This is a genomic window from Ochrovirga pacifica (genome assembly GCF_000220525.1).
Classification (GTDB): Bacteria; Bacteroidota; Bacteroidia; order Flavobacteriales; family Flavobacteriaceae; genus Ochrovirga; species Ochrovirga pacifica.
In genome coordinates this window covers 1-24,352 of sequence record NZ_AFPK01000072.1, presented here as the reverse complement: position 1 = coordinate 24,352, position 24,352 = coordinate 1, and the positions used below count along the sequence as shown (strand labels likewise).

Genomic DNA, 24,352 nt, shown 5'->3' with positions numbered 1-24,352 from the left:
GTTATTTAGAATATATATAAATTAGATTTTAGGGCTTTTATGTGTTCCCCATTTGGATGTATAATATTACTTTTGTGCCAACCTGTAAAAATGTTTAAAGCTTAAAATTTGGGCATTTTATAGTGTTAAAACATATATAAAACTTATTATACAACTGTATGAAAATTGTGAATTTACACAGAAAATTATCTGGTGTTTTAAAGTTGAGTCTAGTACTTTTCTTCTCTTTTTCTTTGAGTTTATCGGCACAAGCCCCTACAGAAGAGCAGGCAAAAGCGGGGAAAGCATTGTTTAACATGCATTGTGCATCATGTCACAAATTAAACAAAAAATCTACAGGTCCAGCATTGGCAGGAGTGGCAGAACGTCGCGAGATGGATTGGTTAAAAGCATGGATTAAAAACAACAACAAGTTAAGAGCGTCTGGAGATGCAGATGCAAAAGCAATTTACGAAGAGTACGGTGGGGTTGCGATGAGTGTTTTTGAGTTTTTGTCAGACAAGCAAATTGAAGACATTATTGCGTACACTACTTTAGGAGATGCTAAAAAATCTGCTACAGCAGTGTCTGATGCTCACGCAGTTGATGTAGACTCTACACCAAATGAAGTTTTGCCTAAGATAGCAACAATCGTTGTTGTTTTGGTTTTGTTGGCTTTGGGTGGTTATGTGTTCTTGAAAAGTAATAACGGATTCTTAAAAATTGTATCCATTATAATTTTAGTTTTTGTGGGTGTTTATTTTGGGTTTGGTGCATTAATGGATGTAGGTGTAGACGAAGGATACCAACCAGTACAGCCTATTGCGTTTTCTCACAAAATTCACGCAGGGGATAATAAAATTGATTGTCAATATTGTCACTCATCTGCAAAGCATTCTAAAACTTCGGGAATTCCGTCAGTAAACGTTTGTATGAATTGTCACAAAAACATTTCTGAAGTGTCAGAAGAAACAGTTGTTCATTTTGAAAATAAAACGTTAACCAAAGCAGATTTGGATAAAGAGATTCAGAAAGTGTACGATGCAGCAGGATGGGATGCAGATAACTTAGCATACACAGGGGAAACAAAACCAGTAAAATGGGTTAGGATTCATAATTTGCCAGACTTTGCTTACTTTAATCACTCACAACACGTTACTGTTGCAGGAGTAAAGTGTCAAAAATGTCACGGTCCAGTAGAAGAAATGGAAGAGTTGTATCAATATTCTCCATTAACAATGGGATGGTGTATAGATTGTCACAAAGAAACAGAGGTGAACATTGAAGGTAACGGATACTACAAGAAAATTCACGAGCAATTGTCTGAGAAATACGGGGTTGAAAAAGTAACCATTGCTCAGTTAGGTGGAAAAGAATGTGGTAAATGTCACTACTAGGATTAATGAAATTTTAAGCTAAGTTTTTAAAGTTAGCATCAACTATAGAAAAACAAATTAACATGGCATCAAACAGAAAATACTGGAAAAGTGTTGAAGAACTAAATGAAAATAGTTCGATTGTTGCTTCGCTTGAAGAAAACGAATTTAATGAAGGACAAGCTCCTGAATCGTTTTTAGGTGATAAAGAAACTTTAGAATCGTCTAACACTACAAGACGTGATTTCTTAAAATATGTTGGATTTACAACAGCAGCAGCTTCATTAGCAGCTTGTGAAGGGCCCGTGGTTAAATCCATCCCTTACGTTGTAAAACCAGAGGAGGTAACTCCAGGTATCGCAAATTATTATGCATCAACAATTGCTGATGGTTTTGATTTTGCAAATGTTTTGGTGAAAACGAAAGAAGGAAGACCTGTTTTTATTTTGCCTAATAAAGAGGCTAAAGGAACTACCAATGCTCGTGTAAATGCATCGGTACTATCATTGTACGATAGCTTACGTTTAAAAGGACCCAAAGTAAAAGGTAATACGGCCTCTTGGTCTGATGTAAACTCAAAAATTTCTTCTCAATTAAAAGCATTGTCAGAAGCAGGAGAAAAAATAGTTTTCTTAACAGGTACTTTGGCTAGTCCATCAACACAAGCTTTAATTGCTGAGTTTGCTGCCAAATATAACAACGTATCTCATGTAGTTTATGATGCAATTTCTGAATCTGCTGCACTAGATGCTTTTGAAGAAGTGTACGGAGAAAGAGCTTTGCCAAACTATAAGTTAGAAGATGCTAAGACAATTGTATCTATTGGTGCAGATTTCTTAGGAGACTGGCAAGGTGGAGGATTTGAAGCTGGATATGCTGCAGGTAGAGATGTAAAAGCTGGTAAGTTTTCTAGACATATTCAAGTTGAATCGAATTACTCTTTAACTGGTGCCAATGCAGACAAGAGAATTGTATTAAAGCCATCAGAGCAAATATATGCTTTGATTAATTTGTACAACGAAATTACAGGTCAGCGTTTAGCTTCTAAAAAAACACCTGTGGATGCTGATATTAAAAAAGCAGCTTTGCAATTAAAGAAAGCAGGAAATAAAGCTGTTGTTGTAACAGGAATTCAAAATAAAAACGCTCAATTATTAGCTTTAGCAATTAACCAAGCATTGCAATCTGAAATATTAGATACTACAAATGTTAAGTATGTAAGAGGAGGTAATGATGCTGAAGTTGCTAAATTAGTTGCTGAATTAAAAACAGGGAAAGTTGGAGCATTAATTACTTACAACACTAACCCAGTTTATACATTAACCAATGCTGCTGATTTTAAAGCAGGATTAAAGAAAACAAAATTAACAGTTGGATTCTCTTCTAAAGAAGACGAAACTTTAAGTGAAATGCAATACGCTTTACCAACTCCAAGTTATTTAGAGGCTTGGGGAGATGTAAAGATCACAGCAAATCAGTACAGTTTAACGCAGCCAACAATCAAACCTCTGTTTGATACGAAGCAATTTCAAGATTGTTTATTGGCTTGGACAGATCAATCAATTGCTTATTATGATTATTTAGCTGCATTTGCCAAAGAGAATGCGTTGAACGGTGCATCTTGGAATCAAACATTACACGATGGATTTACAACTGTAGCAGCTACTGCTTTATCAGCACAAGAAATCAATGTGGCTGAAGCAGCTAAAGCATTAAAATCTACTGTTAAAACAGGTGCTTTTGAGTTAACATTGTATTCTTCTGTAGCGATAGGAGATGGTCAGCAAGCAAATAACCCTTGGTTACAAGAATTGCCAGACCCATTAACAAGAGCAGCATGGGACAATTACTTGTTAATGTCTCAAGCAGATGCTAACGAATTAGGATTTACAAATCCAGTAAAAGATAATGGTGCTATTAACGGACAGTATGCAAAAATTACTGTTAATGGTGTTGTTATAGATAACGTTCCTGTGTTAATTCAACCAGGTCAAGCAAAAGGAACTTTAGGATTGTCTTACGGATACGGAAAGACAAAAGCAATGAAAGAAGAAATGTTAGTGGGAGTAAATGCTTACGCAGTAAATTTTTCAGGTGCCTTAATTGCTAAAGTAGAAAATGCAGGAGGTAAACACTTATTTGCATGTGAACAATTACAACACACAATTGCAGGTCGTCATGATATTTTAAGAGAAACTAGTCTTTCTGAATACCAACACGGACATGCAGAAGAGTGGAACCCAAGACCTGAAGTTTCTTTAAAACATGAAGAAACAGATGTTACTAAGGTAGACTTATGGGACGATCATGATAGATCTATAGGACATCACTTTAATTTGTCTATTGATTTAACTTCTTGTACAGGATGTGGTTCATGTGTAATTGCATGTCACGCAGAAAATAACGTACCCGTTGTTGGAAAACACGAAGTACGTGTAGGTAGAGACATGCATTGGTTACGTATTGATAGATACTATACTTCGGTAGGAGATTTAGAAACGGATAACAAAAAAGTGAACTCTGCATCATCTTTAGATTCTGCAGAATTGTATCAAAAACTAGAAACTCCAGAAACTGTAAATCCTCAGGTTGCTTTCCAACCAGTAATGTGTCAGCACTGTAACCACGCACCTTGTGAAACAGTTTGTCCTGTTGCGGCAACTTCTCATGGTCGCCAAGGTCAAAACCAAATGGCTTACAACAGATGTGTTGGAACCCGTTATTGTGCAAACAACTGTCCTTATAGAGTTCGTCGTTTTAACTGGTTTAAGTACAATAACAACGATGAGTTTGACTTTAACATGAATGATGACTTAGGAAAAATGGTGTTAAATCCAGACGTGGTCGTTCGTTCTCGTGGAGTTATGGAAAAATGTTCTATGTGTATTCAAATGACTCAAGCTACTATCTTGGAAGCCAAGAAAGAAGGAAGACCCGTAGATGTTAATGAATTCTCTACAGCTTGTTCTAGTGCTTGTGCAACAGGTTCTATTCAGTTTGGAGATATCAATAACCCAGAAGATGAGGTTACAGCATTGCGTAAAGATAAACGTGCATACAGATTGTTAGAGTTTATTGGAACGGATAATAATGTTGTTTATCAAACAAAGATTAGAAACACAAACGAAGCTTAAAAAGGAATAACTAAAATTTAAAATTAATTATATGTCGTCTCATTACGAAGCACCCATTAGAGAACCTTTAGTTTTAGGGGATAAGAGTTATCACGATATCACATTAGATATTGTACAACCAATAGAGGGTAAGGCAAATAAAAATTGGTACATCGCATTTACAATTGCATTGGTCGCATTTTTGTGGGGAATCGGTTGTATTTTATATACCGTTGGAACTGGAATTGGAGTGTGGGGATTGAACAAGAACATAGGATGGGCTTGGGATATTACCAACTTTGTATGGTGGGTAGGTATTGGTCACGCAGGAACATTGATATCAGCTGTACTTTTATTATTCCGTCAAAAATGGAGAATGGCAATTAACCGTTCTGCAGAAGCCATGACCATTTTTGCTGTATTCCAAGCAGGTTTGTTCCCAATTATCCACATGGGACGTCCATGGAACGGTTATTGGGTATTACCTATTCCAAACCAATTTGGATCTTTATGGGTAAACTTTAACTCACCTTTATTGTGGGACGTATTTGCAATCTCTACCTATTTATCGGTTTCGTTAGTGTTCTGGTGGACAGGATTACTTCCAGATTTCGCAATGATTCGCGATAGAGCTGTTAAGCCTTTCCAAAAGAAAATATACGCTTTGTTATCTTTCGGATGGTCTGGTAGAGCTAAAGATTGGCAACGTTTTGAAGAAGTATCGTTAGTGTTAGCCGGTTTAGCAACACCGTTGGTACTTTCTGTACACACTATTGTATCTTTTGACTTTGCTACCTCTATTAACCCAGGATGGCACTCAACAATATTCCCTCCTTACTTCGTGGCTGGGGCAATCTTCTCAGGGTTTGCCATGGTACAAACATTATTAGGAGTCATGAGAAAAGTGACCAACTTAGAAAACTATATCACACGTTTGCACGTGGAATATATGAACATCGTTATTATCTTAACAGGAGGAATAGTAGCAGTAGCTTATGCATCTGAGTTCTTTATTGCATGGTACACAGGATCGCCTTACGAAAACTATACATATATGTCTGTAGGAGCAGCAACAGGGCCTTACGGATGGGCTTTCTGGTCGTTGATTATCTTTAATATCTTGATTCCTCAAGTATTATGGATTAAAAAGTTTAGAAGAAGTTTCATCGTTTCTTTCTTAGTTTCTATCGCAATCAACATCGGAATGTGGTTCGAACGTTTTGACATTATTGCAATCGTATTAAGTAAAGGTCACTTACCATCTACTTGGACAAGATTTGAACCTACTTTTGTAGATGTAGGTGTGTTTGTAGGAACAATAGGATTCTTCTTTGTATTGTTCTTGCTATATGCCAGAACATTCCCAGTAATTGCACAGGCAGAAGTAAAAACGATTTTGAAATCATCAGGAGAGAATTATAAAAAATTAAGAGACGGAAACAATGAGCACTAATAAAGTTATACACGCATTATACAATGATGACGATGTTTTAATGGATGCCGTTAAAACAGTAAAAAAGGCAGATCATCATATTGAAGAAGTTTTTACACCGTTTCCTGTTCACGGATTAGACAAATTATTAGGTCTTGAAAGAAGTAGATTAGGAATTTGTGCCTTTTTGTACGGATTAACAGGTCTTTCTTTTGCTGTGTGGATGACCAATTACATGATGATTGAAGATTGGCCACAAGATATTGGAGGAAAACCTAACTTTTCATGGATTTTAAACATGCCTGCGTTTGTTCCTATTATGTTTGAATTAACCGTGTTTTTTGCAGCTCACCTAATGGTTATTACATTTTACATGAGAAGTAGAATATGGCCTTTTAAAGAAGCAGAAAATCCAGATCCAAGAACAACAGACGATATTTTCTTAATGGAAATACCTGTACACGATAACGAAGAAGAATTAACAGCTTTGTTAAATACAACCAATGCTGTTGAGATTAAAGTAATTGAAAAGCACTAAGCATCATGAGTAGATTATTCAACATTACAGCAGTTTTAGCAGTAGCAGCATTAGTATTTACATCATGTGATAAAACGAAGCGTAACCTTCAGTACATGCCAGACATGTATCGCTCTGTAGCTGGAGAACCTTACGCAGAAAGTACCGTTTTTGAAAATGGAATTGAAGCACAAAAACCTGTAGCAGGAACCATTTCTAGAGGACATGTTCCTTACGAATATCCTGATACAAATGAAGGATACGAAGCAGCAAAAGCAAATTTAAAATCTCCATTAACAGCAGAGGATTTAGACAGTAACAAAGCAAAAGAATTGTATACTATTTACTGTTCTGTTTGTCATGGTAAAAAAGGAGATGGACAAGGAGACTTAGTAAAAAGAGAGAAGTTTTTAGGAATTCCTAATTACAAAGATAGAGACATTACAGAAGGAAGCATATACCACGTAATTATGCATGGTAAAAATATGATGGGGTCTCACGCTTCTCAATTAACAGAAACAGAACGTTGGTTGGTTGTAGGATACGTTCAAGAACTAAGAAACAACTTGTTAAAATAATTACCAAACAATTAGATAGATTATGTATCAATTTTCAAGTAAATTAAAAATATCGGCTATTGCCTTAATGGTAATTGGTTTCATAGGTATAGTTATTGGATTTGTATCTGCACCAAGCACAGAAGCTGAAGTAGCAGAAATATTAGCACATCAAGCATCACACGGTGCTCATGGAGCACATGCTGAAACAAGTCATGATACCAAAGCACATGTTGAAGCAGATACCCACAAAGAAGAAAAACACGGACATGATGCTCCTGCAAAAGAGGCTCATCACACAGCAGATAAACATCAAGCTTCACATGGTCATGATAAAAAAGCTGCACACAAAGAAGAAGTACATCACCAAGAAACACACGGAGATCATCATTTAGCTCATGTTTTGCACCAATTACAAAATAGACCATGGGCAGCATTTTTTGTAGCTTTATTCTTCTTTACCTTTATTACAGTAGTTGTGTTTGCATTCTTAAATATCCAGAGAGTAGCACAAGCAGGATGGTCTATTGTATTGTTTAGAGTAATGGAGGGAATCTCAGGATTTTTACCGTATGTGTCTGTAATTTTTATCATTTTCTTAATTTTAACAGCCATGGGAGCAAATCATTTGTTTGTGTGGATGACAGAAGGAGTAACAGACCCAACATCACCTAATTTTGATGCTATCATAGCTAACAAATCAGGATGGCTAAATACCCCAAGATGGTTGATTTTTAGTATTATTTATTTAGTGGGATGGAATGTATTTAGATTCCTAAATAGAAAACATTCTTTAGCACAAGATAACGCAACTGATTTATTTCACTACAAGAAAAACTACCACTTTGGAGTTGGTTTCTTGGCCTTTTTTATCTTTACTTCATCTATGTCAGTTTGGGACTGGATTATGGGATTAGATCCACACTGGTTCTCTACATTGTTTGGATGGTATGTATTGGCAACATTTTTAGCAGCAGCAATCACTTTAATTGCAATGGTTACAGTTTATTTAAAATCTAAAGGATATTTAGAAATTGTAAATGATAGCCACTTACATGACTTAGCTAAATTTATGTTTGGATTCTCTATCTTTTGGACGTATTTATGGTTTGCACAATTTATGTTGATATGGTATGCAGATATGCCAGAAGAAACTGTGTACTACATCCAACGTTTTGAAGATTACAAGTTATTGTTCTTAGGAATGATTCCTTTAAACTTTATATTGCCTGTTTTATTACTAGTAAACAGTAAGTTTAAGAGAATTCCACAAATTGTATTAGCTACAGGTACCATTATTTTAGTAGGTCACTACATTGATGTTTTTGTTTTAATCATGCCAGCGACTGTTGGAGATCAATGGGGATTCGGATTTACTGAAATTGGGAGTGTATTATTTTTCTTAGGGATGTTCATCTATGCAGTATTTACAACATTAAGTAAAGCTCCATTAATCACTAAAGGAAATCCATTTTTACACGAAAGTGAGCATTTCGAATATCATTAATCGTTACATTTGCAAAAAAATTAAAACAGAATTATGTTAGCTTTATTTTATTTTTTCGTAGCTGTTGCCTTTGCCATTGGAATTTGGCAAGTAAACAAACTACTTTCTTACAGAACACTAATAAAAGACCTTAAAGAAGGGAAACAAGTAAGCAGTTTAGAGGAATATGATAATCCTTTTGCAACTGAAAAGGACAATGATATTCAAGGAAAATTATTTTTTATCTTTTTGATAGGATTGTATCTTATGATGGGATACTGTTTAATTTTCTTACACGACATTATGTTACCAGGATCTGCATCTGTAGAAGGTGAAGATTACGATAATTTATACACAATCTCTTTTGTATTAATCGGAGTTGTACAATTTATCACTCAAGCCTTATTGTATTTCTTTGCATACAAATACAGGGGAATTAAAGGAAGAAAAGCAACGTTCTTTGCAGATTCTCATAAGCTAGAATTGATATGGACAACCATACCAACTGTTGTTTTGGCTGTATTGATTTTATATGGATTGTCTATTTGGAATGACGTTACAGACTTAGAAGGAGACGATGCAATAGTTGTAGAAGTATACGCAAAACAATTTGCTTGGGAAGCAAGATATGCAGGAAGAGACAATGAGTTAGGACGTGGAAATGTTCGATTTATTGAAGGTGCAAACAGCATGGGAATCGATTTATCTGATGCAAAATCTGCAGACGATATTCCCGTAAGAGAGTTACATTTACCAGTAGGAAAAAAAGTAGTATTTAAGTTTCGCTCGCAAGATGTATTGCACTCTGCTTATATGCCACATTTTACAGCTCAAATGAACTGTGTTCCTGGAATGGTTACTGAATTTGGTTTTACACCAAAGTACACTACCGAGGAAATGAGAGAGCGTAAAGATGTACAAAGAAAAGTTGCTAGCGTAAACAAAGTTCGTCAGGCAAAAGGAGAAGAGCCTTATGAGTTTGATTATTTGTTATTATGTAATAAAATTTGTGGACCTTCTCACTACAATATGCAAATGAAAATTGTTGTAGAATCAGAAAAAGACTATTTAATCTGGTTGAATCAACAAAAAACAGCTAAAGAATTATTCAAGTTATAAGAACTGTTAGAATCAATAAAAAGAATTTATTATGTCAGAACATCATCATAAAGAAACTTTCGTAACTAAATACATTTTTAGTTTTGATCACAAAATGATTTCAAAGCAGTTTTTAGTAACTGGTATGATCATGGGGGTGATAGGAGTATTAATGTCTTTGTTATTTAGATTACAAATAGCATGGCCAGAGCAATCATTCTCTATTATAGAAGCATTTTTACCTGAACGTTTTCAGTCTGAAGCAGGGGTAATGAAACCGGATATTTACTTAGCTTTGGTAACTATTCACGGTACCATTATGGTTTTCTTTGTATTAACAGCAGGATTAAGTGGTACTTTCTCTAACTTATTAATTCCGTTACAAATTGGTGCACGTGACATGGCATCAGGATTTATGAACTGCTTATCTTACTGGTTGTTCTTCATTTCTTGTATCATTATGGTTGTATCTTTATTTGTAGAAGCAGGACCAGCATCAGCAGGATGGACTATTTATCCTCCTTTATCTGCATTGCCACAAGCAATTCCAGGTTCTGGTTTGGGTATGACATTATGGTTGGTTTCTATGGCTTTATTTATTGCACAATCTTTAATAGGTTCATTAAACTATATTGTAACCATTTTTAACTTAAGAACAAAGGGAATGAAAATGACAAGATTGCCGTTAACCATGTGGGCATTGTTCATTACAGCTATTATTGGTGTAGTTTCTTTCCCAGTATTGTTATCAGCAGCATTGTTGTTAATTTTTGATAGAAGTTTTGGTACTTCGTTCTATTTATCTGATATTTTTATCGGAGGAGAGGTGTTGAACTACCAAGGAGGTTCACCAGTATTGTTTGAACATTTATTTTGGTTCTTAGGTCACCCAGAGGTATACATTGTATTGTTACCTGCTTTAGGATTAACTTCAGAAATTATATCAACCAACTCACGTAAACCTATCTTTGGATACCGTGCTATGATTGGTTCTATTATGGCCATTGCGTTTTTATCAACAATTGTATGGGGACACCACATGTTTATATCAGGAATGAATCCATTCTTAGGGTCTGTGTTTACCTTTACCACTTTGTTAATTGCAATTCCATCAGCAGTAAAGGCATTTAACTATATAACTACTTTATGGAAAGGAAACTTGCAATTTAACCCTGCAATGCTGTTTTCTATTGGTTTGGTTTCTACCTTTATTACAGGAGGATTAACAGGAATTGTATTAGGAGATTCTGCTTTGGATATTAATGTACACGATACTTACTTTGTAGTGGCTCACTTCCACTTAGTAATGGGAGTATCTGCTATCTACGGAATGTATGCTGGTATTTACCACTGGTTCCCTAAAATGTATGGAAGAATGATGAACAAAACTTTAGGATATGTTCACTTCTGGATTACTGCAGTAGCAGCTTATGGAGTTTTCTTCCCAATGCACTTTATCGGATTGGCAGGATTACCACGTAGATATTACACCAACACAAACTTCCCGTTATTTGATGATTTAGCAAACGTAAACCAAGTAATGACTGTTTTTGCGTTGATTGGTGGAGCTGCACAAATTGTTTTCTTAGTAAACTTCTTTATGAGTATTTACAAAGGAAAAAAAGCATCTCAAAACCCATGGAGAGCTACTACTTTAGAGTGGACAACACCAGTAGAACACGTACATGGAAACTGGCCAGGTGAAATACCAGAAGTGTACCGTTGGCCATATGACTACAGCAAAGTAGATGAAAACGGAGAATACATTTTCGGAGAAGATTACATTATGCAAACAGTACCGTTAAAACCAGGAGAACAAGAGTCTTAAGTAAACGGTAAGCGATATACACAAAACTAGGTTTCTATATTTTTTAGAAACCTAGTTTTTTTTTATACTTTTTTTAAAAGTACTCCATTGACTATTCAAATTCAGTTATTGTCCATAAATAGGATTGAATAGTGTTGTATTGTAAGTTTACACGAATTATAACTAGTAAATATTTGATAGATTAATTCGTATATTGATGAAACACTTTTTTTTAACTCTCAAAACGATTTTGTTAGTTGTACTACTTACAACCAATCACTATTTATTACAAGCACAAAAGTTAGGAACAACAAGTTTTAATGATGATTGGTACTTTACCTTATCAGATAGTAAAAATTATCCACTTACTACCTATGAACCATCAAGCTGGAGAAAGTTAGATTTGCCACATGATTGGTCTATAGAAATGGACTTTTCTAAAAACTTAGAAGGTGCTACAGGATTTATGCCTGGAGGAATTGGATGGTATAGTAAAATTTTTGAGACAAGTATTGATAAAAACCAGAAGTGCTTTATTTTGTTTGATGGAGTGTACAACAATGCTGAGTTTTGGATCAACGTAATGCGTATCGGAAATCATCCTTTTGGTTATGCACCCATTTTTTACGATTTAACAGATTTACTAGCACCTAAAGGTCAAAAAAACAGATTGTCTGTAAGAGTAGATCACAGCCGTTATGCAGATTCTAGATGGTATACGGGTTCAGGTATTTACAGAAATGTGCAAATGGTTGTTACAGATAAATTGCATATACCTGTTTGGGGTACTTTTGTAACTACTCCAAAAGTAGATGAAAAATTAGCAACAATTCAGTTAGAAATAGAAATCAAAAATGAGTATAAGTCTACCAAAAAAGGAACATTGCTCACTCAAATTATTGATGACAAGGACAATGTTGTAGAGATTATAGAGAATAAATTTGAGCTATCATCTAATCAACAAAAAAAAGTACGTCAGTTTATCAATATCCAAAATCCTAAATTGTGGGACGTAGATGCTCCATTTTTATACAAAGCAAAAACATCCATTCATTTTGATAAAAAAATAACAAAAGCAAGAACAACTCGCTTTGGAATACGTAGCATCCATTTTGATAAAGACAAAGGTTTTTACCTGAATGGAAAAAATAGAAAAATAAAAGGAGTTTGTTTGCATCACGATGCAGGAATGGTGGGTGCTGCTGTTCCTAAAGATGTTTGGAAAAGAAGATTACAGCTGTTGAAAGAAGGAGGAACCAATGCTATCAGAACTGCCCATAATCCAGCATCGGACGAATTTTTGGATTTGTGTGATGAACTAGGGATTTTAGTGCAGAATGAATTTTATGACGAGTGGGATTTGCCGAAAGACAAGCGCTATAATATGCATGACAAAGAGATAGATTATATTACACGTGGGCATTCGGAACATTTTCAATTGTGGGCTGAAAAAGATTTAAAAAACACGGTAAAATCTAGTCGCAACCATCCAAGTATTTTTCAATGGAGTATAGGGAATGAGATTGAATGGACGTATCCTGGAAACAGAGGAGCAACAGGAATTTTTAAAGAAACTAATAAAGACGATAAAATAGACTGGACTCTGTGGCGAACCAATGTTCCACCACATACACCAGAACAGGTACGACAATTTTGGAAAAATTTTCCAGAACAAACGTTTAATATAGGTACAACTGCAAAGAAATTGGCAGATTGGACAAGAGAAATGGACACTACCCGACCTGTTACAGCAAATTGTATTCTTCCTACTTCTAGTTTTGAAACAGGATATACCGATGTGTTAGATGTTGTTGGTTATAGTTACAAACCTCACAAATATGATTATTTTAAAAAAACGTATCCCAACAAAGCCATGATGGGAACCGAAAATGTTCCTCGTTGGTACGAGTGGAAAGCGGTGTTAGAACGTGATTTTATTCCAGGATTGTTTTTATGGACAGGAGTAGATTATATGGGAGAAAAAAGAGCTAACAATTGGCCCGAAAAAGCAACTACTCATGGCCCTCTAGATTTGGCAGGTTTTCCAAGAGGTTCTTATTACATGTTCAAAGCATTGTGGAGAGACGATATTCCCGTGATAAGTATGTATACTCAAACCGAAGATAAATCTATCTACAAGAAAACAACATCAGGAAAAGTTGTTGAAAAGAAAAAAGGTTATTGGGAACTAGCACCTAGAGAGTGGCAAAAAGTAAATCCTTATTGGAATTACAAAAAAGGTACACATACTATTGTAGAAGTATATTCTAATTGCGATTGGGTAGAACTATTTCAGGATGGAAAATCATTGGGGAAGCAATACTTAAAAAATCAAGAGGACTATACGTATAAATGGGCTACAACATACAAAAATGGAAGGTTGTTGGCTAAAGGAAGCAAAAACGGAAAAAGGACTCAAGTTGAGTTAAAAACAGTTGGTGTGGTAAAAGGAATTGTACTAAACCCAGACAAGACTAAAATTAGAGCTAACAATACAGATGTTGTTCATTTGGTTGCACAATTGGTAGATAAAAAAGGAAATTCAGTAAAATATCAAGAAGATGAAATTACATTTGAAATTACAGGAGCACACCGTTTTTTAGGAACAGATTGCGGAGATAGCACCAAAATAACAAACTTTAAAAACAAAACTGTTGCTACTAATTTTGGTCAATGTTTGCTAGCCATTCAGGCTACTAAAACACCATCGGAGGTAACAATTGTAGCAAAAAATAAAAACGGAACTATTGTTTCTAAAGCTATAAAGATAGAAATTGAACAAAACAGAAATAAAAATCAATAAAAATGAAATGTAAAACTAGTTGTTTGTTAATGGTTGTTGTTTGTGCATTATCCACGCTAAATGCACAACATTTACCAACATCAGATCCTGATAATACGAAAAAATGGGAATATAATAAAGAAGTTAGTGATGAGTTTAATGCTAAAGAAATAGATGAAGACCGATGGTATATTGTAGGGAAATTTGATGACACCGGAAAGCCTTTTTACAAACATCCAGACAAACCTAATAAAAAAGTATGGAAAGGTAGGGCTCCTTCTCAATTTTCGGGGCGTAACTACCGTTTAGAAGACGGGATCTTAAAACTAGAAGCTCGTTGGGAACCCGATTTTCCTTTTAGTGATGAAATCAGAAAGCCTGTGTTTGGAGATCCTTTACCTTATGAAAATATAACCACAGCGTGTTTTATCAACAGAAAAGCATTTAAATATGGATACATAGAAATAAGAAGCAAAGCCATAGATGCCGAAATTACCAGTGGGTTTTGGTCTATGGGGAAAAACATAGAGTTCGATTTTTTTGAAATGTTTGGAGATGGTAGAGATAAAGGAAAAGAACATTTGGATAGACAACTTTGGTGGTCTATAAGAGACTGGAAAAATCTAAGAGGAAAACCTTCTTATACCGAGAAAAAAGATATGGGCTTCCGTGGAGCTGATGATTTTCATATTTATGGGATTGAGTGGAATGAGAAAGGAATTAAATATTACATTGATGGGAAATTATTTTCATCAGTAACAGCAGAACAAGCTACCCAGTGGGCAAAGAAAAACAGAAAAGTAGCCGATGATTACAATGGGTATGTAGCTACCAATCCTATTCATCTTTGGCTAGATATGGAAATATTTTCGTGGAATGGAATGCCTGAAAGTAAAGAAGAGTTGACATTAAATGGAACCAAATCTCAGAAGCAAGGAGGATATATGGATTTTGAAATTGATTATATTCGTGTTTGGCAAAAGAGGAACTAGGGCTAATAATTGGTGAAATCCTTATATTTTCAATACTTTTGTAGCTGAACTTAAAAAAGAAATAAATGATTATAGCAAATGAATACTTTAACGGTAACGTTAAATCACTAGGATACGCTAACGATGGAAAATCTACTTTAGGAGTTATGGAACCAGGTGAATACGAATTTTCAACAGCTTTGCATGAAACAATGAATGTAATAGAAGGAGAAATGACAGTTAAATTGCCAGGATCTATAGAATGGGTAACTTACAAAGCGGGGGAAGCTTACCAAATAGAAGCTAACGAAAAATTCCAAGTAAAAGTAGTAGAACAAACTTCATACTTGTGTAAATACCAATAGAACTTAGTTTCTAAACAATTAAAAAACGTCAATCATTTATGGTTGACGTTTTTTTATGCACAATTTTTTGGGTATTTCATCACAAAAGAAATACAGAATATGTATTGACAATAAGCTAAAAAAATTACTATATATTAATTTTTTTAGCTCTTTAATCGCTGATTCTATTTTTTTTAAGTTGTTTTTTGTTGATTTTTTTAGTTTTTAGACTATACAACTACTTTATTTTCTGAAAAAGGAAACTAGATATGTCTTTCAAAAGCTTAGGATTATCAAAAGATGACAACTAGAGAAAAAATAAACATATAGGGATTAACCATAATTGTCTTTAATTAAGAGTACAAAGTTATAGTTTAGAAATACTAACTTAAAAACTATAATAAAAATGAAACATTTAGTACTCAAAAAGTGGACAGCTGTTATGGGACTCATTTTTTGCCTGCCATTATTTGCAAAAGAAATTCATGTAGCCAAAAACGGAACCAATGCCTTGTCGGGAAGAGGTGCTTCATCAGCTCCTTATAAAACAATTAGCTACATTTTTAATAATGACAGTAGCACCAACAATCTAATAAGTTCTGGAGATGTAATCATTGTACATGAAGGGGTGTACAGAGAAACTGTTACTGTAAACGTAGCCAATGTAACTATTAAAGCCAATGAAAATGACAATGTTGTTATTTCTGGAGCCAATTGGTATGGGGCGAGTAGCTGGAATGATAACGATGGAGATGGAATTTTTGAAATGACCTTAAACAAAAGTGACGTTGAAACCGATTTTACACAACTTTTTGTGGATGGAGTTCATCAACAAATAGCTAGATTTCCCAACAATACGTCTCCCTATAAAAACTATGTTTCGGGAACTAACAGGGAAATGATGAATCCATTAGATCAAAAAACAGGTTTTGCAGTATTGTTAAATGCTAGCAAACCTTCAGGAGCAAACGCAACAAGTCAAGTAACTTTTTCTTGGCATGATGGAACTCCAAAACTTCCTAATGTAACATTTACAAACGAGGCAGTATTGAGAGGGTTTATAGGAAAATTGAGAAATAATATTTTCTCTTATTCTCAAGACGGAGGTCAAGTAACAAGAGCAAGCGGTAACAATGATAGAATGGTAACGTTTAAATCTTTTAGCACACAAGGAAACTCTTGGGCAGCTTCGGATGCTTATACTGCTCCAGAAGGGTTTGGGTACGTGATGGATTTGTCTGTTTTAGACATAGAAGGAGAGTGGTTTTACAAACAAACAGAAAATAAACTATACTACAAGCCCGAAGGAGGAACGGTAAACGGAAAAAACTTTGAGGTAAAAAGAAGAAAATTTGCTTTTAAAATTCAAGCCAACAATGTTCGTTTAGAAAACCTACATATAAAAGCAGCAACAATGGAAGTAAAAAATGCCAATTACTTAACCGCAAGCAATTGTACATTTACTTATTTGTTTCCATTTCACTATCGTAGATCTTATGGTGTGCTAAAAGAAGGAATTATGCTAGACAATGCGGACAACACTACCTTTGAAAACTGTTACATCGGACACACTTGGGGAAGTGGAATTATCGTAGAGGACGATTCAAGCAATACCACAATTAACAATTCAATTATAGAAGATATAGGTTGGATGGGACAGTTTACTGTAGCACTATTAAACAATGGAAACAATACCACGGTTACAAACAATACGTTTGGAAAAGCATCTCGTTTTCACATCAGAACTACAGAATCGGTATACATGAAAATTACAGACAATGATTTTTATGGAGCGATGTCTATGGGAGAAGATGCAGGTTCTATTATGTTTACAAGCACAGGAAAAACAGCACAGCTAAACATGAACGGAACTTTAATTGCTTGGAATAAAATTCACGACATTCATGGAATTCCTGCATATGATACCAATCCAAATTACAACAGGCAAAAAGTAGTTGGTTTGTATTTAGAAGATGTAGATAATTATACAGTACATCATAATTTAATATACAATATTAAAGGAGATACATATACTAGTAAAAGACTTAAGAGTGATGGAGTTACTCCTATCGAAACACAAAGCAAAGGAGATGTTATGTACCTTGGGCCAAGAAATAGAAACTTAACTAGAAAGATGGATTATTACAACAATACATGTTGGAACTACGATTACTTTTTAACATTTTGGCAGCATGATGGTGGAGGTGTTAATGACTTAGAATTTAAAAACAACATTTTAATGCAAGGAAAACCATCTATTGTAAGTGCTGGTGATAATAGTGTAGAAGAAGAAAGCTTGTTTACATTTTCTCAAGAAGTAGCCAGCGCACCCCTAAACTATAACATTACTACTGGAAAAAACAAAACAGTAAACACAGCAAGCGATCATTATGTAGATGCAAGCAATGGAAACTTTAGATTAAAATCTGGTTCGTCTTACAACTCTGGAGGTTTAGTGATTTCAGGTATTACTAGAGAAGCAAATCCAACTATAGGAGCTTGGGAAGGAGATACCAATTGGTGGAAAGAAAGAGTGTTTAATGCAGGGTCTAATTTAGATGCAAGTTCTTTTAATAGTGCTGCAAATCCAATAAAAAGTCAACCAGAGCTGCTGTCCCAAAATTCAACTACGACTTTGGTTAGTCCTAACCCTTTTAAAAACTCGTTGACTATTTTGTTAAGCAAGGATATAAAAGGAGCAGTTACGTTAAGCATATACAACACCCATGGCTTGCAAGTATTTTCTGAACAAACTACGGCAAAAAATATAAATTTGAATACAAGTAATTTTGCATCAGGAATTTATTTTTTAACCATTCAGCATGATGAAGGAAGCATCGTAAAAAAATTAATTAAATAATCGTAACGAAAACTATAAATAGAAAAACCAGAAGTTTTAGCACTTCTGGTTTTTATAATTTATTTCATCAAAAGAAAAATAAAGTTTTTGTAAAGTTGTTTTGCTAATTTTTACTTTAATTGATGTATTTGTTGTGTTTTCATAAGTTTTTGTTTTTAGGTCTATGCAAAGGTTATCAGTAAATTTGATGAAATCAAAAAATAATAAAATGAAGATATTTGGCCAGTTTCAAAAAAATAGCTCAATAAAGAATGTTTTTTGGGCATTACTTTTTTATGGCTCTACATGTTTTTCTGCAGAGATACATGTGGCCAAAAATGGAGTAGATGCTCTTAATGGAAGAGGAAATAAATCCGCTCCTTATCTCACCATCTCTTATGTTTTTAGTAATGATTTGGTACATTCTGGAGATATAATTGTAATACATCAAGGTGTGTATAGAGAAACAGTTACTATAAATATTAGTAACGTAACCTTACTTCCTTTTGAGCAAGAAAAAGTGTTCATAACAGGAACCGATCTTATTCCTGGTTCTAGTTGGCAGGCAGATTCGCAAAGGGCAGGAGTTTATAAAACCACACTGAATAAAAACGATGTAGAAACAGATTTTACTCAATTATTTGTTAATGGTGTATTGCAGCAAATAGCAAGGTATCCAAACAATACCACTTCTGTTAAAAAATATATGGTTGGTAAGCATAGTGAAATGATGAGTCCTACCAATCCACAAAGTGGTTTTGCAATTTTATTAAATGCTAGCAAACCTGCAGGAACTGATCAAACAGGACAAGTTACGTTTTCTAGTCATGAAGGAATTCCAGAAATTCCGAATGTAGCATTTACAGACGAAGCCATCATCCGTGGATTTATAGGGAAGTTAAGAAACAATATCTTTTCGTATTCTCAAGATGGAGGACAGGTTACCAGAGCAGGAAATAGATTGGTAACGTTTAAGGCAAAAAATACTCAAGGAAATTCCTGGGGAAAAACAGATGCATACACACAGCCCGAAGGATTTGGATACATTATGGATTTGTCTGTTTTAGATATAGAAGGAGAGTGGTTTTTTAAAAAATCAGAAAACACATTGTATTACAAACCCATTGGAGGAACGTTAGCAAATAAAACCATCGAAGTAAAAAAAAGAGAATTTGGATTGTTAGTTGGTGCGAACGATGTTACTGTAAAAAATATTCACATACAAGCATCGGCTGTTCAAATTAAAAATGCAAGAAATTTTAGAGCACAAAATTGTACGTTTACCTATTTATACCCTTACAAGTACCGAAGAACTTATGGAGTATTAAAAGAAGGAATTGTATTAGATAATGCTGATAATACCACTTTTGATAGTTGTTATATAGCACACACGTGGACAGGCGGAATTATTATTGATGACAATTGCGAAAACACAATAATTAATAATTGTACAATTGAACAAATTGGTTGGATGGGACAATTTATGGTTGCTGTTTGGAACAATGGAAAAAATAGCACCATTACAAACAATACATTAGGAAAAGCATCTAGGTTTCATATTCGAACCACAGAATCGGTTTACGCAAAAATTACAGATAATGATTTTGCAGAAGCCATGGCTATGGGAGAAGATGCAGGTGCTATTATGTTTACAAGTACGGGCAAACCAGGGCCTAAAGGACTTGATATGCAAGGAACTGAAATAGCTTATAATAAAGTTCATGATCTGGTTGGAATTCCTGCTTATGACACCACTCCTGGTTATAAAAGGCAAACAGTGGTAGCATTTTATTTAGAAGATGTACACAATTATACGGTTCACCATAATCTAGCTTATAATATAAAAGGAGATAATTACAAAAGTAAAAGAGGGGCTTCTAATAATCCGCAGAGTGATGGTAAGATGTTATACTTAGGACCACGAGATAAGTTGATTGATATTAAAATGGGTTATTACAACAATACCTTTTGGAATTATGATAAGTTTTTAACTTTTTGGCATCGAACAGAAACAGGGTTAACTGAAAATTTGGAGATGACAAATAACCTTTATATGCAAGGTAAAATTAATTCAGTTTCTAATATTGATGAGCCTGATCTTTCTGTATTTGCTCAAAAAGCTGCACAATCACCTTTAAATTATCAAATTACAGTAAAAACCAATCAAGCAATTTCTAATGCAAATGCTCATTTTGAAGATGTCACTAATGGAGACTTTAGGCTAAGGTCAGATTCACCTTTTAATAGTGGAGGAACTATAATACCCAATATCACAACTTCTTCAAGTCCGGCTTTAGGAGCTTTGGAAGGGAATACTCCTGAGTTAAGAAATAGAGTGCTAAATGCAGGATCTGATTTAACAATCAATTCATTCTTTGGTTTAGACAAACTAGACTATGGAAATGATAATATTTCTATTCAAACAACAGGTGAGTTTTGTCCAGATGCTAACAATGGAAAAATTAAAATAACTGCTAAAGAGCCTTTGTCTTATCGTGTAACTATAAATGGTGAAGATTACTCGTTTACCAATGAATTAGAAATCTCTGATTTAGAACCAAAAACATACACTTTCTGTATAACAGCACCAGAATTAGCTGATGATAGTTGCTTTGAGGTTATAGTTCCTAAAAGTGTCGTAGTTTCTGGTAGTGCAAAAGTAGCTTCTAATGGACTTGTTGAATTTAATGTTGATGGTGGTACAAAACCTTATCACGTATTAGTAAATAACAAAGAAGTACTTCAAACAGAAGCTTCTTCATTTGTTGTGAATGCCAATCATGGAGACTCTGTAAATGTTATTTCAGATAAAGATTGTGAAGGAGAATTAAATAAAAGAGTATTGTTAACAGATAGGGTAGTTGTTTACCCAACCATTACCAAAGGAAATATTACGATTTCTTTACCCGATTCTAGTGTAGATCAAGTTGGAGTAGAGGTGTACAATATGCAGTCTACATTGTTGCTTAGAAAGATGTATACCAAGAATCAGATAGATATTGATTTATCACAGTTTGCCTATGGAGTTTATTTTGTGAAAATAAATTACGGAGAGCCTAAGGTTGTCAAGATTATTAAACAAGAATAAAATTTTAGCACTAAATAGAACTGAAATATTTCCAAACAGAGTTTATATCATTATAAACTCTGTTTTTTTATGTACCAAACTTCTGGGATTTATAGGGGTAATTTGTTTTTTTGAAAAAAAGTGACTTTCTGATTTAACAAAATGAATAGTTGTTCGTCTTCTAGATATAAACAACCATTAAAAATTAGTAATTATGAAAAACGTATTAAACATTTCAATCTTTATTTTATTTACAACCTTTGGATTTGCTCAAAATAAAAGTTTTGATAAAATTTTCGAGAAATATGCTGACAAAGACGGTTTTACTACAGTGAATGTTTCAGGGGATATGATTCAGGCTTTTTCTGATGATAAAGATGTAAAGAATATGAACATCGGAAATATAAAAGTTTTAACTGTCGAGGATGATAAATTAAATAAAGGGTTGAATTTCTATAAAGAAGTAGTTTCTAAGCTAAGCTTAAAGAAATATGACAAACTAATAAATGTAGAAGGAGAAGATACTCAGGTATTGATAGCTAAAAAGAAAAAGAACAAAGGAAAACCAGAGTTTTTAATTATTACAGGTGGAGATGAGAATACAATGGTTTATATTGAAGGAGATTTAAACTTTGGAAACTTTGGGAAAGTTCTAGAAGGTTTAAAAATAAACAGCAGTTCTGTAGCTACTAGCAAATAGATCAAATGACAAAAAAGCAATTTATAAAAGAGTTACTTCCTTTAAATGAAAAGATGTACAGGCTTTCTTATAGGTTGCTAAATGATGTGGATTTGGCTAAAGATATAGTTCAAACCGTATACTGTAAGTTATGGGAGGATAAGAATAAGCTGAAAACAATTCTTAATAAAGAGGCTTACGTTATAAGAATAACCAAAAACGCTTGTTTAGATAAGATAAGGTTACAGAAAACGCAGACCGAAGTTCAACAGCATCATAAAATAACGGAGCAGTATCACGAATCTTCAGAAAAAGTAATGTTGGTTAAAAAAGTGATAGCGACATTACCAGAGAAGCAAAGGTTAGTAATACAGCTAAGAGATGTTGATGGGTTTAGTTTTGATGAAATATCTAAAGCTTTAGATTTGCCTCAGAATACTATAAGGGTTTCACTATCTATTGCTAGAAAAAAAGTAAGAGAAGAATTAAAGAAAATATATAGTTATGGATTGTAATGAAAAAATAGAGTCTTTACTAGAAAAGTATTATCTAGGAGAAACTTCTTTAGAGGAGGAGAAAAAGCTGAAAGAGCTTTTGTTGACTTTGCCTGATGATTCAAAATTCGAGCTAGAAAAAGAAATGTTTTCTTCTTATAACCAGCAAGAGGAGGAGTTAGTGGTACCTTCTTCTTTAGAAACAGATACTATAAGTGTAATTAGTGAACAGTCTGATAAAAAAGTCAAAATAAGAAAACTATTATGGATTCCAACAACAATAGCTGCAAGTTGGTTGTTGTTTATGATGTTTTATAAGCAGCCTGAGAAAGAAACGTTAATATTGGCTGAAATCTTTAATAAAGAGCAAGAGGCTTATAATACTACCAAAGAAACTTTATTTTATGTATCTAAAGTGATGAATTCAGAATTGGGAAAAATTTCAAGATTAGATAAAATGGAACAGCATTTAAGTCCATTAAGTTATTTAGATAGAATAGATACTCATTTAAAAGAATAGATAATGAAAACAATATATATAGTAATCATAACACTATTTACTATAAGTACAGCTACAGCACAACAAGATAGTTTAGATAAACTATTTAATAAGTATGCTGACAAGGATGGCTTTTCTACAGTTTTAATTTCTCAGGACATGCTTACGTTATTTATGGATAAGGAAAGTAAAAAGGATGTAGATAAAGATGTTAAAAAAGCTTTAGACGGATTAAAGTCAATTAGAATCTTAACGGTAGAGGATGGGGAATTAAATAAGTCATTAAACTTTTTCAAAGAGATAGAGGGACAATTTTCTTTTGAAGGGTATACTACGCTAATGTCTATTAAAGAAAAAGACCAACAATTAAAAATGATGGTTAAGAAAAAGGATGGAAAGATAGTTGAATTTTTAATGTTGGGTGGAGGAGAAGACAATATGTTAATTCATATCACAGGAAATATCAATTTGAGTAATGTTTCTAAAATATCAAAATCCGTAGGAGCAATTCAAGGTAGTACTTCCAAGTAGAACGATTAAATTAGGTTCTGATCCATAAAATACTTTTTAGATTACATTACCGTTCCGTTTTGTTTCTTCAAAACAGGAAAAGATTTTGTTTGTTTTTTGCCTCACAACGTTAAATATTACTTTTGTTTAATTAGTAAAAACCTTGTTTTAAGGTAGTTAAATATTTTTTCTGATTTTTTACAGTTTTTTGCTTGTTTAATTAAGATTCTTGTGTATCTTTGCACCCGCAAACGCAGTAAGGCATACTTACTGAGAGAGCAAAAGTTCATTGTAAGGGTAAGAGTTTAAGTGACGGATGGTCAGGGAGAAGAGTAGCAAAGCTGTTTTTTAAAAACGAGTATTTCGAGCTTAAAATTTCTTTTAAAAAACTTTCAAAAAAGTTTGTTTGGAATGAAAAAAGATTCTTACATTTGCAGCCCCGCTGAGGCGGGAAAAACAAACGCTACTGAGGTAGCGAAGTTCATTGAGAAATTTGAAATTGACAGCGCGAATTAAAGAGTAGATCGCATGGATGGGTACTGAATTTTTTTCGGTATCGCCATAGATTTTTTGACATCGATATAATATAAAAACATAACGATGAAGAGTTTGATCCTGGCTCAGGATGAACGCTAGCGGCAGGCCTAACACATGCAAGTCGAGGGGTAGCGGGGGTTGCTTGCAATCTGCCGACGACCGGCGCACGGGTGCGTAACGCGTATAGAACCTACCTTAAACATAGGGATAGCCTTGGGAAACTGAGATTAATACCTGATGGTGTGTTGGAGAGGCATCTTTCTGA

17 protein-coding genes and 1 rRNA gene are annotated in these 24,352 nt (G+C 34.1%); all 18 read left to right on the top strand.

What is annotated here, in order from left to right; all coding sequences use genetic code 11:
- Positions 1–158 precede the first annotated feature (158 nt).
- Entirely contained in the window at positions 159–1,376 is a 1,218-nt protein-coding gene (locus FS85_RS0114075) for a c-type cytochrome (protein WP_010137011.1), read from the top strand.
- A gap of 62 nt (positions 1,377–1,438) precedes the next feature.
- Positions 1,439–4,489, top strand: a complete 3,051-nt coding sequence (locus tag FS85_RS0114070) for a TAT-variant-translocated molybdopterin oxidoreductase (protein WP_010137010.1) — start codon at positions 1,439–1,441, stop codon at positions 4,487–4,489.
- Positions 4,490–4,520: 31 nt separating this feature from the next.
- Positions 4,521–5,921, top strand: a complete 1,401-nt coding sequence (nrfD, locus tag FS85_RS0114065; RefSeq protein ID WP_010137009.1) for an NrfD/PsrC family molybdoenzyme membrane anchor subunit — start codon at positions 4,521–4,523, stop codon at positions 5,919–5,921.
- Positions 5,911–6,438: a DUF3341 domain-containing protein gene (locus FS85_RS0114060; RefSeq protein ID WP_010137008.1), complete on the top strand. Its 528-nt coding sequence runs from the start codon at positions 5,911–5,913 to the stop codon at positions 6,436–6,438. Before nrfD ends, FS85_RS0114060 begins: the two co-directional genes overlap by 11 nt.
- A 5-nt stretch (positions 6,439–6,443) precedes the next feature.
- The gene (locus tag FS85_RS0114055; protein WP_010137007.1) at positions 6,444–6,995 is read left to right on the top strand and encodes a c-type cytochrome; all 552 of its coding nucleotides are present in this window, start codon (positions 6,444–6,446) and stop codon (positions 6,993–6,995) included.
- 22 nt (positions 6,996–7,017) lie between these two features.
- The gene (locus FS85_RS0114050; protein ID WP_010137006.1) at positions 7,018–8,481 is read left to right on the top strand and encodes a quinol:cytochrome C oxidoreductase; all 1,464 of its coding nucleotides are present in this window, start codon (positions 7,018–7,020) and stop codon (positions 8,479–8,481) included.
- Positions 8,482–8,514: 33 nt separating this feature from the next.
- Entirely contained in the window at positions 8,515–9,579 is a 1,065-nt protein-coding gene (locus FS85_RS0114045) for a cytochrome c oxidase subunit II (protein WP_010137005.1), read from the top strand.
- A gap of 31 nt (positions 9,580–9,610) precedes the next feature.
- Positions 9,611–11,386 (top strand): cytochrome c oxidase subunit I, encoded by a 1,776-nt coding sequence (locus FS85_RS0114040; RefSeq protein ID WP_010137004.1) that lies wholly within the window; start codon positions 9,611–9,613, stop codon positions 11,384–11,386.
- Positions 11,387–11,582: 196 nt separating this feature from the next.
- Positions 11,583–14,168 (top strand): glycoside hydrolase family 2 TIM barrel-domain containing protein, encoded by a 2,586-nt coding sequence (locus FS85_RS0114035; protein WP_033194784.1) that lies wholly within the window; start codon positions 11,583–11,585, stop codon positions 14,166–14,168.
- A 2-nt stretch (positions 14,169–14,170) separates the two neighbouring features.
- Positions 14,171–15,139, top strand: a complete 969-nt coding sequence (locus FS85_RS0114030; RefSeq protein WP_010137001.1) for a family 16 glycosylhydrolase — start codon at positions 14,171–14,173, stop codon at positions 15,137–15,139.
- Positions 15,140–15,204: 65 nt separating this feature from the next.
- Positions 15,205–15,483 carry a pyrimidine/purine nucleoside phosphorylase gene (gene ppnP / locus FS85_RS0114025; RefSeq protein ID WP_010136999.1) on the top strand — a complete coding sequence of 93 codons (279 nt, stop codon included), beginning with the start codon at positions 15,205–15,207 and terminating at the stop codon, positions 15,481–15,483.
- A gap of 385 nt (positions 15,484–15,868) precedes the next feature.
- Entirely contained in the window at positions 15,869–18,322 is a 2,454-nt protein-coding gene (locus FS85_RS0114020) for a T9SS type A sorting domain-containing protein (protein ID WP_010136998.1), read from the top strand.
- Positions 18,323–18,530: 208 nt separating this feature from the next.
- Positions 18,531–21,389, top strand: coding sequence for a right-handed parallel beta-helix repeat-containing protein (locus FS85_RS0114015; RefSeq protein WP_010136997.1), 2,859 nt, complete (start codon positions 18,531–18,533; stop codon positions 21,387–21,389).
- Between the two features lie 193 nt (positions 21,390–21,582).
- On the top strand, positions 21,583–22,068 hold the full coding sequence (locus FS85_RS0114010; protein WP_010136996.1) for a DUF4252 domain-containing protein: 486 nt from the start codon (positions 21,583–21,585) through the stop codon (positions 22,066–22,068).
- Between the two features lie 5 nt (positions 22,069–22,073).
- On the top strand, positions 22,074–22,562 hold the full coding sequence (locus FS85_RS0114005; protein WP_010136995.1) for an RNA polymerase sigma factor: 489 nt from the start codon (positions 22,074–22,076) through the stop codon (positions 22,560–22,562).
- Positions 22,552–23,061 (top strand): hypothetical protein, encoded by a 510-nt coding sequence (locus tag FS85_RS0114000; protein ID WP_010136994.1) that lies wholly within the window; start codon positions 22,552–22,554, stop codon positions 23,059–23,061. The genes FS85_RS0114005 and FS85_RS0114000 overlap by 11 nt, the downstream gene beginning before the upstream one ends.
- Positions 23,062–23,064: 3 nt before the next feature.
- Positions 23,065–23,571 (top strand): DUF4252 domain-containing protein, encoded by a 507-nt coding sequence (locus FS85_RS0113995; RefSeq protein ID WP_010136993.1) that lies wholly within the window; start codon positions 23,065–23,067, stop codon positions 23,569–23,571.
- A gap of 576 nt (positions 23,572–24,147) precedes the next feature.
- Positions 24,148–24,352, top strand: a 16S ribosomal RNA gene (locus FS85_RS0113985); the annotation flags it as partial.

Bases quoted from the DNA above. Each gene is read 5' to 3' on its own strand.
- FS85_RS0114075 (WP_010137011.1), top strand. From the start codon at position 159: ATGAAAATTGTGAATTTACACAGAAAATTATCTGGTGTTTTAAAGTTG.
- FS85_RS0114070 (WP_010137010.1), top strand. From the start codon at position 1,439: ATGGCATCAAACAGAAAATACTGGAAAAGTGTTGAAGAACTAAATGAA.
- nrfD (WP_010137009.1), top strand. From the start codon at position 4,521: ATGTCGTCTCATTACGAAGCACCCATTAGAGAACCTTTAGTTTTAGGG.
- FS85_RS0114060 (WP_010137008.1), top strand. From the start codon at position 5,911: ATGAGCACTAATAAAGTTATACACGCATTATACAATGATGACGATGTT.
- FS85_RS0114055 (WP_010137007.1), top strand. From the start codon at position 6,444: ATGAGTAGATTATTCAACATTACAGCAGTTTTAGCAGTAGCAGCATTA.
- FS85_RS0114050 (WP_010137006.1), top strand. From the start codon at position 7,018: ATGTATCAATTTTCAAGTAAATTAAAAATATCGGCTATTGCCTTAATG.
- FS85_RS0114045 (WP_010137005.1), top strand. From the start codon at position 8,515: ATGTTAGCTTTATTTTATTTTTTCGTAGCTGTTGCCTTTGCCATTGGA.
- FS85_RS0114040 (WP_010137004.1), top strand. From the start codon at position 9,611: ATGTCAGAACATCATCATAAAGAAACTTTCGTAACTAAATACATTTTT.
- FS85_RS0114035 (WP_033194784.1), top strand. From the start codon at position 11,583: ATGAAACACTTTTTTTTAACTCTCAAAACGATTTTGTTAGTTGTACTA.
- FS85_RS0114030 (WP_010137001.1), top strand. From the start codon at position 14,171: ATGAAATGTAAAACTAGTTGTTTGTTAATGGTTGTTGTTTGTGCATTA.
- ppnP (WP_010136999.1), top strand. From the start codon at position 15,205: ATGATTATAGCAAATGAATACTTTAACGGTAACGTTAAATCACTAGGA.
- FS85_RS0114020 (WP_010136998.1), top strand. From the start codon at position 15,869: ATGAAACATTTAGTACTCAAAAAGTGGACAGCTGTTATGGGACTCATT.
- FS85_RS0114015 (WP_010136997.1), top strand. From the start codon at position 18,531: ATGAAGATATTTGGCCAGTTTCAAAAAAATAGCTCAATAAAGAATGTT.
- FS85_RS0114010 (WP_010136996.1), top strand. From the start codon at position 21,583: ATGAAAAACGTATTAAACATTTCAATCTTTATTTTATTTACAACCTTT.
- FS85_RS0114005 (WP_010136995.1), top strand. From the start codon at position 22,074: ATGACAAAAAAGCAATTTATAAAAGAGTTACTTCCTTTAAATGAAAAG.
- FS85_RS0114000 (WP_010136994.1), top strand. From the start codon at position 22,552: ATGGATTGTAATGAAAAAATAGAGTCTTTACTAGAAAAGTATTATCTA.
- FS85_RS0113995 (WP_010136993.1), top strand. From the start codon at position 23,065: ATGAAAACAATATATATAGTAATCATAACACTATTTACTATAAGTACA.